This window comes from Arthrobacter sp. SDTb3-6, from assembly GCF_013376095.1.
Taxonomy (GTDB): domain Bacteria; phylum Actinomycetota; class Actinomycetes; order Actinomycetales; family Micrococcaceae; genus Specibacter.
In genome coordinates this window covers 1-12,708 of the sequence record NZ_JAAMFN010000002.1, presented here as the reverse complement: position 1 = coordinate 12,708, position 12,708 = coordinate 1, and the positions used below count along the sequence as shown (strand labels likewise).

11 protein-coding genes are annotated in these 12,708 nt (G+C 67.9%); 6 read left to right on the top strand and 5 right to left on the bottom strand.

Annotation, left to right across the window (positions count from 1 at the left end; genetic code table 11):
* Nucleotides 1-17: 17 nt before the first annotated feature.
* Genes G6035_RS01055 through G6035_RS01045 form a run of 3 tightly spaced genes read right to left on the bottom strand, consistent with a single transcriptional unit; the run spans nucleotide 18 to nucleotide 3,212 of the window.
* Nucleotides 18-911, bottom strand: coding sequence for a carbohydrate ABC transporter permease (locus G6035_RS01055; RefSeq protein ID WP_176615221.1), 894 nt, complete (start codon nucleotides 909-911; stop codon nucleotides 18-20).
* 1 nt (nucleotide 912) lies between these two features.
* Entirely contained in the window at nucleotides 913-1,875 is a 963-nt protein-coding gene (locus G6035_RS01050; protein WP_176615367.1) for a carbohydrate ABC transporter permease, read from the bottom strand.
* An 11-nt stretch (nucleotides 1,876-1,886) separates the two neighbouring features.
* Nucleotides 1,887-3,212, bottom strand: a complete 1,326-nt coding sequence (locus G6035_RS01045; protein ID WP_176615220.1) for an extracellular solute-binding protein — start codon at nucleotides 3,210-3,212, stop codon at nucleotides 1,887-1,889.
* Between the two features lie 182 nt (nucleotides 3,213-3,394).
* Between G6035_RS01045 and G6035_RS01040 the strand changes: the two genes are divergently transcribed.
* On the top strand, nucleotides 3,395-4,435 hold the full coding sequence (locus G6035_RS01040; protein ID WP_176615219.1) for a LacI family DNA-binding transcriptional regulator: 1,041 nt from the start codon (nucleotides 3,395-3,397) through the stop codon (nucleotides 4,433-4,435).
* A 149-nt stretch (nucleotides 4,436-4,584) separates the two neighbouring features.
* Here the strand turns inward: G6035_RS01040 and G6035_RS01035 are convergent, their stop codons facing one another.
* Nucleotides 4,585-5,238, bottom strand: coding sequence for a GntR family transcriptional regulator (locus G6035_RS01035; protein WP_176615218.1), 654 nt, complete (start codon nucleotides 5,236-5,238; stop codon nucleotides 4,585-4,587).
* Between the two features lie 126 nt (nucleotides 5,239-5,364).
* On the opposite strand from G6035_RS01035, the gene G6035_RS01030 reads away from it, so the two are divergent.
* Nucleotides 5,365-6,372 carry a 1-aminocyclopropane-1-carboxylate deaminase gene (locus G6035_RS01030; protein ID WP_176615217.1) on the top strand — a complete coding sequence of 336 codons (1,008 nt, stop codon included), beginning with the start codon at nucleotides 5,365-5,367 and terminating at the stop codon, nucleotides 6,370-6,372.
* A 110-nt stretch (nucleotides 6,373-6,482) separates the two neighbouring features.
* Here G6035_RS01030 and G6035_RS01025 read toward each other — a convergent pair whose 3' ends face one another.
* A complete protein-coding gene (locus G6035_RS01025) occupies nucleotides 6,483-7,445 on the bottom strand; it encodes a sugar-binding transcriptional regulator (RefSeq protein WP_176615216.1) in 963 nt (320 codons plus the stop codon).
* 282 nt (nucleotides 7,446-7,727) lie between these two features.
* On the opposite strand from G6035_RS01025, the gene G6035_RS01020 reads away from it, so the two are divergent.
* The 4 genes from G6035_RS01020 to G6035_RS01005 form a co-directional block, all read left to right on the top strand.
* Nucleotides 7,728-9,548 (top strand): ABC transporter ATP-binding protein, encoded by a 1,821-nt coding sequence (locus tag G6035_RS01020; protein ID WP_176615215.1) that lies wholly within the window; start codon nucleotides 7,728-7,730, stop codon nucleotides 9,546-9,548.
* Nucleotides 9,548-11,293 carry an ABC transporter ATP-binding protein gene (locus tag G6035_RS01015; protein WP_176615366.1) on the top strand — a complete coding sequence of 582 codons (1,746 nt, stop codon included), beginning with the start codon at nucleotides 9,548-9,550 and terminating at the stop codon, nucleotides 11,291-11,293. Before G6035_RS01020 ends, G6035_RS01015 begins: the two co-directional genes overlap by 1 nt.
* A gap of 230 nt (nucleotides 11,294-11,523) precedes the next feature.
* Nucleotides 11,524-11,664 carry a hypothetical protein gene (locus G6035_RS01010; protein WP_176615214.1) on the top strand — a complete coding sequence of 47 codons (141 nt, stop codon included), beginning with the start codon at nucleotides 11,524-11,526 and terminating at the stop codon, nucleotides 11,662-11,664.
* A gap of 99 nt (nucleotides 11,665-11,763) precedes the next feature.
* The coding region (locus tag G6035_RS01005; protein ID WP_176615213.1) for an LLM class flavin-dependent oxidoreductase at nucleotides 11,764-12,708 on the top strand (945 nt) is incomplete at its 3' end.

The following is a 12,708-nucleotide window of genomic DNA, read 5'->3' as shown; positions in this document are numbered from 1 at the left end:
GGTGCCCGGTGGGGCGGCTATTTGCTGAAGCCGGCGGTCAGGCCGGAGAGCAGCTGGCGCCGGCCCACAATGTAGAGCACCAGGATGGGCAGGGTGGTGAGCACCACGGAGGCCAGCACGGCCGGGATGTTGACGCTGTATTCACCTTGGAATGTCCACAACGCCAGTGGCAGGACGCGCAGTTCCGGGCTTTGGGTCAGGATCAGCGGGAGCAGGAAGCCGTTCCACACGCCCAGGCCGTTGTAGATGGCCACCGTGACGATGGCCGGCTTGGCCAGGGGGAGGGCCAGGCGCCACAGCGTCTGCCATTCGCTGCAGCCGTCCAGCCGCATGGATTCGAAAAGTTCATTGGGTACGTCGCGGATGAAGTTGGCCATGATCAGCACACTGAGGGGGATGGCGAAGGCGATGGACGGCAGGATGATCGCCAGCAGGCTGTCGTAAAGGTGCATCTTGATGATCATCAGGTAGATGGGGATGATCACCGCCTGCAACGGGATGGCAAGGCCCATCAGGAACAGCGCATTGACGCTTTTGAGGAACCGGCCGCTCCCCCGGACGATGGCAAAGGAGGCCATGAAGGAGAACGCCAGGGACGGGACCACGGTGCCGACGGTGATGAGCGCGCTGTTGACAAAGTACCTGGCGAAGTCCGCTGCCAGCACCATCTTGTAGTTTTCCAGGGTGGGCGAGGCCGGCACGGCCAGCGGGTTCTGGCCGAAATAGCCTGCCTGGGTTTTCAGGCTCGTGATGACGACGTAGTAGATGGGGATGATGATGACGGCCAGCCACAGCCAGCCGGCCACTCCCGCGGGGACGTTGAACCGGCGAAGGCGCAAGCCGGCCCGGCGGGGCGTCCGCCTGGTGCGGGCCGGTTCAGCCGTGGCCGCCTTGGACAAGACACTGGCCATGTTACAGTCCTTCCAATTGGCTGCCGGAGTTGTCCTTGCCGCCGATCCGCTGCAACAGCAAGGCCAGGGCCAGGCCGATCGCCACCAGGATGACGGCGACGGCGCTCGCCGGACCCATGAGGTTGGCCTTGAAGCCCTTCAGGTACATGTCCAGGGCCAGGATGCGGGTGGAGTTGCCGGGCCCGCCTCCGGTGAGGACGAAGACCAGGTCAAAGTACGTGAGCGAACCCACCACCATGAGGGTGGAGGAGGTGATGATGGTGTATTTCAGTTGGGGGACCGTGATGAAAAAGAACTGCTTGACCCTCCCGGCGCCATCAATTTCGGCTGCTTCGTAGAGGGATTTGGGGATTTGCCGGACACCCCCCTGGTAAATGAGCGTGTGGAACGGGACGAACTGCCAGGCAATCACGAAGATCACCACGCCCAGGGCCAGCTCGGGCAGCCCCAGCCAGTCCTGGGCCAGGAACGGCAGGCGCAGGCCTTCAGCCAGTCCGAAGTTCGGGTCCAGGAGCGCCTTGTAGGCAATGGCGATCGCCGCGGAGGAGAGCAGGAGCGGCAGAAAGTACAGCACGGCGAGCACGGCCCGGTATTTCTGGCTTCCCGCCGTGAAGGTGCCCAGCAGCAGGCTGATGGGGGTTTGGACCAGCCAGGACACCACCATGATGACGAACGTCAGCCAGAGGGCGTTGTACATGAGCGGGTCGGAGAAGATGCTGAACCAGTTGGCCAGTCCTGCCGGCGAGATGGCGCCGATCCCGTCCCAGTTGGTGAAGCTGAGCACCAGCACGCCGATGAGCGGGAGCACGGCGAAGCCCACGAAGAAGACCAGCGCCGGAATGACCAGCCAGGCCAGGGCCCCGTTCTTCCCTTTGCCCGCCTGCGGGGAAGGGCCGGCCTGCGGGGTGCGGCCGGCCTTGGTGGCGCCGCGGCGCGCCGGCGGGGCGGTTGCCACTGCAGCCATGGGCCGGGCGCTCATTTGCCCAGTGTCGCGTTCATGTTGCTGGCGAATTGTTCCGGCGTGATCGACTTGACGAACAGCTGGTCGATGTTGTTCAGCAGCGCCTCGGCGGCAGTGGGGCTCAGGGCCTGGTCCCAGGACTGCTGGAAATTGGGGGCGTCCTTGCTTTGCGTGTAGACGTACGTCAGGAAGTCCTTGTCGTCGGTGGCCGCCAGCTTGCCCTCGATCCCGGTGACAATCGGGACGCCGCCGTTGCTGATGTAGGCGGCAATCTCGGCCGGGGTGAACAACCCGTCCTTGAAGAACTTCTTGGCCGTTTCCTTCTCGGCGGCGCTGGCCTTGGCGGAGATCGACTGGTAGTTGGCAGGGTTTCCCACCGTGTCCTTGGGGTCGCCTTTGCCGCCTTCCACGGTGGGGAAGTCCACCCAACCGAGCTTTCCCGCCTGGACAAACCCGCCGCCGTCGTTCTTCATGCCCCCGTAGGTCCAGGCGCCATGGAGCATCATGGCGGCCTTGCCGGTGTAGAGAAGGGCCTGGTCGGCGTTGCTGTCTGCGGTGATGGAGGAGAAGCCCTTGATGAAGCCGTTGGCGGAGACCAGCTCCTGGATCTTGGTCAGGGCCTCCAGAGCGGCGGGGTTGGACCAGGCGTTGGCCTTGCCGGCGAAGATGTCGTTGAAGACTTCGGGGCCGCCCACGCGGTCGAACATGAACTCGAGCCACATCATGGACGTCCAGCGGGACTGGCCGCCCAGGGAGATCGGGGCGATCCCCATCCCGTTGAAGGTCTTGACCAGGGACATGAGGTCGGCCCAGGTCTTCGGCGGCTGGACATTGGCCTTGGCGAAGAGTTCCTTGTTGTAGAAGAAGATGATGGGCGCGACGGTCTGCGTGGGGATGGCGTAGATCTTGCCGTCAACCGTGGCGGCGCCGAAGGCGGATGGGAAAAGCCGCGCCTTTACGTCCGGGTTGGCCTCAAACCAGCTGGTGAGGTCCTCCACCTGTCCCGCTTCCGCGTACGATTTCAGCGTGCCGCCGCCCCAGCCATAGATGATGGTGGGTGCCTGCCCGGCGCCGATTGCGGTCTTGATCTTGGTCTTGTAGGCATCGTTCTGGAAGAACGTCAGTTTGATTGTTTCGTCCGGGTTGGCCTTGTTGAAGGCGTCAATGGTGTTCTTGCGGATGCCTTCGTTCGGCTGGCCGGTGAGCGACCACATGGTGGCGCCGCTGCCGGCCGCACCTCCGGGCCCCGAGGTGCCGCAGGCACTCAGGCCCCAGGCAGCCAGGGGGGCCACCACCGCAAGGGATAGGAAGGACCGGCGGGAAGCGATATTTTGTTCCATCTTGTCTCCATTGAAAAGGTCGTCATCGTGGTTTCGAAAGATTTCGCAATTAATTCTGCGATTGAGTAGAAGGTAGCGGTGTCACGCATCACATGTCAAGAAAAATAATGGCGAATTTGACGTGAGTAACTGGAAGAATGCACACTTCAGGGGAAGAAACTTTTCGAAATCCAGGGGTAGTGATGAGCGAGAAATCACAGCGGTCCAAGCCGGTGCTGGCCACCGTGGCGGCGCTGGCGGGTGTTTCGGCGCCCACGGTGTCCAAGGTGATCAATGGCAGGGACGACGTCGCCGCCGGCACCCGCGCCCGCGTCCAGGAGGCGCTGGAGCGTCTCGGCTACGAATCGCCCGTGCAGCGGCGGTCACGGTCCGCGGGGCCGGCCATGGTGGAGTTGGTGTTCGACGGCATCAACACCCAGTACTCCCTTGAAGTGCTCACGGGCATCCTCGACTACGCCTCCGCCGAGGGGGTTGAAATTGTGCTGAGCAGCGTCACCCCACGGAAGCTGCACAATGCAAACCATGAAGAGTGGGCCCAGCGCATGGTGGAATCCGGGCGCAAGGGGCTGGTCCTGGTCACGTCGGAGGTGACCGGAAAGCAGCTTGATTCCTTCAAGCGCCGCAGTATCCCCGTGGTGGTGATTGATCCGCTCAACCCGCCCCACAGCGGCTTTGTCAGCGTCGGCGCCACCAACTGGGCCGGCGGGAAGGCGGCCACGGAGCACCTCATTGCGCTGGGGCATGAGCGCATAGCCTATCTGGGCGGTCCGGAGGCCGCCGAGTGCAGCGTGGCCCGGCTGCACGGCTATCTGGCGGCCCTGATGGGCCACGGGATTCCGGCCAGGCCCGGGTACGCCCTGGCTGGGGGTTTCAACCAGGCTTTTGGCGCCTCGGGCGCCGCGAACCTTCTCGCCCTGCCGGAACCGCCGACCGCCATCTTTGCCGGCAGTGATGACATTGCCCTGGGGGTCCTGGATGAAGCCCGGCGCCAAAATGTGCGGGTCCCCGAGGACATCAGCCTGGTGGGCTTTGATGGCACGGCCCTGGCGGAGCAGACCCTGCCCCGGCTGACCTCGGTGGCGCAGCCGCTGAAGGAAATGGGGCGGGCGGCGCTGCGCTCGGTATTGAGGCTGGCCAAGGGGGAGACCCTGGATTCCCTGCACGTGGAGCTGGCCACCGAACTGGTCGTCCGCGACTCTACTGCGGTTCCGCCGGGCCCCTAGGGTTGTGCCCGCACAATATTTCGCTTGATCCTGGTGGGCGCGGATCTGGCCCGCCTATTCGACCTTGACGGTTGCCGGCAGGAAGTCCGGCCGGCTTTGTCCGGGCCGCACCAGCGGCGGGTGCCGCCAGGCGCGGCCAGGACCTGCGCTCAGCCCTGCTCCCCGGCCCCCAGCGAGAGCCAGTTGTTGCGCGTGGCCAGGGCCGCGCCCTCGGCGTCGCCCAGGCCGGCCAGCCGGATGATCTCGGCGTGGGCCGTGACCGAATGGCGCGCCGCGTGCGAGCTGAAGCGCCGGCGTTCAACGCGCCGCAGCAGCGGCAGGGCCTGGTCCAGGACGGCCGGCACCATGTCATTCCCGCACGCACGGACAAACACGGCGTGAAAGGCGTCGTCGCCAGCCAGGGCGAGGTCTGCGTCGTCGTGCTCCAGGGCGTGGGCGAAGCGGCCGTTCGCCTCGGTCAGGGCGGCCAGCTGCTCCCGGCCAAGGAGGGGCACCGCGAGGCGGACGGCGAGCTCGTGCATGGCCGCCACCACCTGCTGGGCGCTGACGGTCGAAGCGGGATCCAGCGGCGCCACGATGGTGGCCCGGCCGGGTGTCGCCTTGACCAGCCCCGCACGTTCCAGCCGCAACAGCGCCTCGCGGATGGGCGTGCGGCTGACGCCCAGCCACTGTTCCAGCTCGGGGTCCTTGAGCCGTTCGCCGGGGCCAAAGGTGCCGTCAACAATGGCGTCGCGGATGGAGTTGTAGACGTCGTCGCGGAGCAAGGGGCGCTTGTGGATGCCGTGGGGCGCGGGGGTGGGCATGGTGCCCATGCTATCCCGCGTCCGGGGCTGTCCAGGCACCCTTGACACACCCTGTACGCAACATGCAATATATTGCATAACCAGAACGGCGTGACCTGCGCCACTCCCAAACCCTGAGGACCTGCCGTGGCACTATCAGACTTTGAACGCTACCCGCTGACGTTTGGACCCAGCCCGGTCCATGAGCTGCCCCGCCTGTCCGCGCATCTGGGCGGGGCCAGGATCTGGGCCAAGCGCGAGGACGTCAATTCCGGCCTGGCCTTTGGCGGGAACAAGACCCGCAAGCTGGAGTACATCGTCCCGGACGCCATCGCCCAGGGAGCAGATACCCTGGTCTCCATTGGCGGCTACCAGTCCAACCACACCCGCCAGGTGGCCGCCGTCGCCGCCAAGCTGGGCATGAAGGCCCGCCTGGTGCAGGAAAACTGGGTGGACTGGCCGGACCCGCTGTCCGACCGCGTGGGCAACATCCAGCTCTCCCGCATCATGGGCGCCGACGTCCGCCTCGACGCGGCCGGCTTCGACATCGGCATCCGCAGCAGCTGGGAGGCGGCCATCAAGGACGTCGAGGACGCCGGCGGCAAGCCGTACCCCATCCCCGCCGGCGCCTCCGAGCACCGCCTCGGCGGCCTGGGCTTCGCCAACTGGGCCTACGAGTTCCAGCAGCAGGAGGCCGAACTGGGCATCTTCTTCGACACCATCGTGGTTTGCACTGTCACCGGCTCCACCCATGCCGGCATGATCGCCGGCTTTGCCGGCCAGGATCGCCCGCGCCGCGTCATTGGCATTGACGCGTCCGCCACGATCGAGAAAACCCGTGCGCAGGTGGGCCGGATCGCCCGCCACACCGCGGAACTGATCGGGCTGGGGCGCGAACTGCGCGAGGAGGAAATCACCGTGCTGGAAGGCTGGGCGGGCGACTTTTACGGCATCCCGGTCGAATCCACGCTGGACGCCATCCGCCTCACCGGCTCACTTGAAGGGATGATCGTGGACCCCGTCTACGAGGGCAAGTCCATGGCCGGGCTGATCGATTTGGTGCGGTCCCGGGACATCCCGGCCTCCAGCAACGTCCTGTACGCGCACCTTGGCGGGCAGCCGGCCCTGAGCGCCTACAGCGGGCTGTTCCGCTAGCCCGCCCGGCGGACGACGGCGGCACGTGCGTTGCGCCGTCGTCCTCCCGCCGCGGCCCGGCGCCGCGGACGGCCCGCCGCGCGATACCGGACCCGTGACGGAAGGCGGCCTCAACGGAAGGTGGCGAGCAGTTCCCGCGCCGTGGATTCGTCCGTGACGAGTTCGTTGACGTAGCCGCCGCGGATGGCCGCCGCCAGCGGCACCACCTTGGCCGGCCCGGCGGTGACCATCATGCGGCGCGGGATCTTCAGCAGGTCATCGAGGGTGATGCCGACCAGCTGGTCCGTGACCTCCGAAACCACCTCGCGGCCCTGGTGGTCAAAGAAATGGCCGCACAGGTGGGCGGCCGCACCGGCTGCCGCCAGGTCTGCCAGGGCGGTGGGGGACACCGGGCTGTAGGTGCCGGTGCCGTCAAAGCGCTGCATGGAGCCGAGCCCGATGAGGGCCAGGTCGCTGCGCGTCCCCAGCTCCAGCCCGTAGGCCACCTCGGGGGATTCCAGCGCTTTCAGCCGGGCGGCGGGGTCACGGTAAAGGAAGTTGGCCGGGACAGGGACAAAGTTCCCGCCCAGCTGCTGGCAGATGTGTTCGCCGACGTGGATGCGTTCGTCGCCGGAACGGTCCAGCCGTGACGGGCAGGCGAGCAGGTCAATCACTGTCAGTTCGCTGCGCACCCCGGGGCTGAGCGACTTGGCCACGGAGGACAGCGTCCGGCTGGCGGCCACGCCCAGCTGCCGCACGCCGTCGAGGTGGGTTTCCAGGTAACGGGCGGCCACGTAGCCCAGGCGGTTGTTCTTCTCATACAGGGACCGCGGACGGTCCATGGAGATGACACAGTCGGCAAGCTTGAACGTGGACCGCAGCCTGGCCTCCAGTTCGGGCATCCTGTCCACCGGCGGGCCGATCCGGATCTGCACCACGCCGCGCCGCTTGGCCTCGGCCAGCAGCCGCGACACGGTGGCGCGGGAGAGGTTTTCCGCGGAGGCGATTTCCAGTTGGGTGGCGCCGGACATGTAGTACAGGTGTGCCACTTTTTGCACCAGCTGGTCGTGCCGCAAGGCGTGGTCTGTGGCCAAGGCCGCACCCCTTTCCTGTCTGGCCGGCGGTGTTCGCGCAGTAGCCTACAGACGATTCTAGGAGATGGTCCCCGCGGTTGCGCGCCCGGGAAGGGCCGGACCGGCAGGGGCACCGCCAGGATGGTCCGGCAAAACCCCTTCCGTCTGGCGGATATTTTGCGTTAGGGTGGGTAATTGTGAGATAGAGAACAGCAGCCAACCCACCACACGCTGATCGCGCCGCCGCCTGCGGACCGCTGGATCGCGTCCTGCCTGCCTCCCCCCACTTTTTAGAAGGCCATTGTGCGTGCATTTCCCTATCCCGACGCCGGTTCCCCGGACCTGCGCTCGCCCGCCCGTTTCCTGTGGTGGCTGGCCCGCGCGGAAGGTGCCACGCTCCTGGCGGGCGTGGTGTACGGCTCCGTCTGGACCGCCTGCCAGGCGCTGACCCCGTTTGTCCTGGGCCTGGCGGTGGACCAGGGGATCGTGGGTGGCAACTTCCGGCGCCTGGGCCTGTGGGTGGCGCTGCTGGTGGCCCTGACGCTGCTCCAGTCCGGGGCGGCCACGCTGCGCCACCGCACGGCCGTGAGCAGCTGGATGCAGGCCGCGTACCGTTCCGCGCAGCTGGTGGGGCACAAGGTCACGCGCAGCGGGGATGCCCTGCCGCAAAAGTTCTCCACCGGCGAGGTGGTCTCCACCTCGGCGTCGGATGCCATGCGCATTGGCGAGATCTTCGACGTCTGCGCCCGCCTGGCCGGCTCCGTTGTCGGCTACCTGCTCGTGACGTATCTGGTGTTCCGCTCCTCCTGGCAGCTGGGCCTGGTGGTCCTGCTCGGCGTCCCGCTCTGCGGCGCCATGCTGCTGTTCGTCATCCGTCCCTTGCAACGCCGCCAAAAGGAACAGCGCGAGGCCGCCGGAAAGATGACGGCGCTGGGTGCCGACACAGTGGCCGGGCTGCGCGTGCTGCGCGGGATCGGCGGCGAGCACATCTTCGTCCAGCGCTACCGGGAGCGCTCGCGGGACACGCAGCTGGCCGGAAACAAGGTGGCCTATTCGCTGGCCGACCTCGACGCCGTGCAGGTCCTGGTGGTCGGCGCCTTCAGTGTGGCCTTCACCTGGATCGGCGCGCTGCAGGCCGTGTCCGGGCAGATCGCGCCGGGCCAGCTCGTGGCCCTGTATGGCTACGCCGTGTTCCTCGTCTCGCCCATCCGCACCGCCGCCGACGCCGTGTCCCGCTTCATCCGCGCCCACGTCGGTGCCCGGCGCATCATCGACGTCCTGGCCACCCCGTCCGCCGTGCACGACGCCGGCACAACCGTCCCGGGGCCCTCCTCGCCGAGCGCCCTGGTGGACACGGCCACCGGCGTGGTGGCCGTCCCCGGCACGCTCAGCGCCGTGGTGTCCGCGGACCCCGCTGAGTCGGCGGAGCTGGCGCGGCGGCTGGGACGCTTCGAGGACGCCGTGCTGCGGGAGGCGCAGGTCCGCTGGGGCGGTGCCGCCCTGCACCTGGTGCCGTTGCGCGAGGTCCGCTCCCGCATTGTGGTCTCCGACGCCGAACCCCAGCTGTTCACCGGCACGCTGCGCGAGGAACTGGACCCGGCCGGGCGCCACAGCGACGCAGAGATCATGGCCGCCCTTGACGTGGCCAGCGCCGCCGACGTCTTTGACGGGCTGGGAAACGGGCTCGACGACGAGGTGACGGAGAAGGGCCGAGGCTTTTCCGGCGGCCAGCGCCAGCGCCTCACCCTGGCCCGTGCCGTACTGACCGATGCGGAGGTGCTCGTGCTCATTGAACCGACCAGCGCCGTGGACGCCCACACCGAACAGCGCATTGCCGCGGCGCTGCGCCGCAAGCGCAGCACGGCGGAAAACACCACGGTGGTGGTGACCGCCAGCCCGCTGCTGCTGGGCGCCATGGACACGGTGACGTTCCTGGAGCACGGGACCATCCGCGCCCGGGGCACCCACCGCGAGCTGCTGGACACGGTCCCGGCCTACCGCAAGGTGGTGATCCGCGGGGAGGGGATGGACGGCGGCACCCCGGCGGGCAACAACGAAAACTCAGGCACCGGCGTCGAACATACCGGGGACAACCACGAACCGGTCGGAAAGGGCGTGCAGTGATGGGCGGTTCCAAGCTGCCCGTGGCGGACTCCGCCACGGTGCGGGCGGAAGGCCTGCGCCTGATGGGCCAGCACCGCCGGCCGCTCGCCTTTGTGGTGGGGCTGTACGTGCTCGCCGCCGTGGCCGGGCTGGCGGGGCCGTTCCTGCTGGGGCGCCTCGTTGACGCCGTCGCCCGCGGCACCACGCCCGGGTTTGTCGCGGCCGTGGCGCTGGCGCTCGCCGGCTTTGTGCTGGTCCAGTCGCTGCTGTCCCGGTGGGCGCAGCGCACCGGCATGGTGCTGGGGGAGAAGGTCTTTGCCCAGCTCCGCGAGGAGTTCATGGAGCAGGTGACCTCGCTGCCGCTCTCCACGGTGGAAAAGGCCGGCACCGGCGACCTCGTCTCGCGCACCACGAACGACGTCGACGCCGTCTCGCACACCGTGCGCTTTGGCGTGCCGCAGGTGCTGGTGTCGCTGGCGACGATAGTGCTGACGGTGGCCGCGGCCGTGTTTACCAGCCCCGTGCTGGCGGTTGCCCTGCTGGTGGGTGCGCCGCTGCTGGTCCCGGTGACCCGCTGGTACCTCCGGCGCGCCACGGCCGGGTACCTGGCGGAGCGGGAAAGCTATGCCGTGCTCAACGGCGCCATCACCGAAACCATTGAGGGTGCCCGCACGGTGGACGCGCTGGGCCTGGGTGCACACCGGCGCGGCCGCATCGACGCGGCCCTGCGCGGCTGCTTTGAGCGGGAGAAATACACGCTGGGGCTGCGCACGGTGATGTTCCCGGTGGCCGAATTTTCCTTCTGGCTCCCCGTGGCCGGCGTGCTGCTGTGGGGCGGATGGCTGGCCTCGCAGGGTGCCGTCACGGCCGGCATGGTGGCCACCGTGGCACTGTACGCACTGCAGCTCATTGACCCCGTGGACCTGCTGATCATGTGGATTGACGAGATCCAGGTGGGCGCGTCGTCGCTGGCCCGCATCGTGGGCATCCGCGACGTGCAGGGGGACAGGATCGCCACGGACGCCGTCCCCGCCGACGACTCACTGGTGGTGGACCGTGCCCGTTATGCCTACCGCCCGGGCCACGACGTGCTGCACGGGATCGACCTGGTGCTGCGGCCGGGGGAGCGGCTGGCCATGGTGGGGCCCTCCGGCGCGGGCAAGTCCACGCTGGGGCGCCTGATCGCCGGCATCCACCCGCCCACGGGCGGCACGGTGACGGTGGGCGGCGTGCCCCTGGTGGACCGCCCCCTGGACGAGCTGCACGGCGAGGTGGCGCTGGTGACGCAGGAACACCACGTGTTCGTGGGCACCCTGGCGGACAACCTGCGCCTGGGCAAGTCCGGCGCAACGGATGACGAGCTGGAACAGGCCCTGGCCGACGTCGGCGCCCTGGGCTGGGCGCGTGCCCTCCCCGACGGGCTGGAAACCGAGGTGGGCTCCGGCGCCCACACCCTGACGCCCGGGCAGGCGCAGGAACTGGCGCTGGCCCGGCTGGTGCTGGCCGATCCCCACACCTTGGTGCTGGACGAGGCGACCTCGCTGATTGACCCGGCCGCCGCCCGCCACCTGGAGTTCTCGCTCAGCGCCGTGCTGCAGGGGCGCACCGTGGTGGCGATTGCGCACCGCCTGCACACCGCGCACGACGCCGACCGGGTCGCCGTTGTGGACCAGGGCCGCATCACGGAGCTGGGCTCGCACGACGAACTGCTCGAACGCGGCGGATCCTACGCCGCGCTGTGGAACTCCTGGCGCCAGGAGTCCTGAGACGCCGGTCGAGCCTGCCGGTGGTCGAGCAGCGAGCCCTGCGAGCGCGTCGAGACCCCGCCTGTCGAGACCCGGACCTTGCCCGCCGGTCGAGCCTGTCGAGACCCGGGACGCCTGCCGGGAACCGCCCCTTTTGGTGTCGGGCAAACAGGCGTAACGTTCAAATGAGGGGCGCATTGGACCGCTCGGCCTTGTGCGTAGCTAGCCAGATGATGACCAAGGAGCTGACCATGCCTGACAAACAGCCACACCACCACGAGCACAAGAAGATGGACAAGGGACACGCCATCAAGGCCAAGCGTGCCGAGAAGAAGGCCCGCGGCTCCTCGATCGAAAATGCCGACCCGGTATCCCACCTGAAGAAGCGCTGAACTGCGTGCAGCCTGCCGGCCTGACCGGCCACGCCCCGCCGCGGGGGCTTTCATGCATTCGCATGGAATAGCCCGTGGCGGGGCCGTGTTGTGACGACTATGGAAACCATTGGCACCAAACGCATAGGCTTTCTCTCCTTCGGCCACTATGGCACCGGCCGCGGCTCGCAGACGGCCTCCGCCCGGGATGCGCTGCACCAGGGGATTGACCTGGCCGTTGCGGCGGAGGAGCTCGGCATCGACGGCGCGTTTTTCCGCGTCCACCACTTTGCCCGGCAGCAGGCGTCGCCCTTCCCGCTCATGGCCGCCATTGCCGCACGCACCAGCCGGATTGAAATCGGCACCGGCGTCATCGACATGCGCTACGAAAATCCCCTTTACATGGCCGAGGAGGCGGCGGCCACGGACCTGATCAGCGACGGCCGGCTGCAGCTCGGCGTGAGCCGCGGGTCACCCGAACCGGCCGCGAACGGTGCGGCCGACTTTGGCTACCACCCGGAGGACGGCGAGACGGCTGCCGACATGGCCCGGCGCCACACGGCAGCGTTCCGCCATGCGATTTCCGGTGCGGGGGTGGCCGAGCCGGGTGAACACGCCTACATGGGCGGCGAACGGCTGCTGCGCATCGAACCGCACTCGCCAGGACTTTCCCAGCGCGTCTGGTGGGGTGCCGGCACGCGTGCCACGGCGGTCTGGGCGGCCCGGCAGGGCATGAACCTGATGAGTTCCACGTTGCTGACGGAGGATACCGGGGTGCCGTTCGACCAGCTCCAGGCCGAACAGATCCAGGTGTTCCGCGACGAATGGGCCGAGCACGGGCACGGTTTCACGCCGCGTGTCTCGGTCAGCCGCAGCGTCATCCCCGTGGTGGACGACGTGGACCGGATGTACTTCGGGCTGCGCTCGCAGGCCCAAAACAAGGACCAGGTGGGCATGATTGACGGGCTGCTCTCCCGCTTCGGCAAGAGCTACATGGGCGACCCGGAGGACATTGCCCGGGACCTGGCCGCCGACGCCGCGGTGCAGGCGGCGGACACCATCATG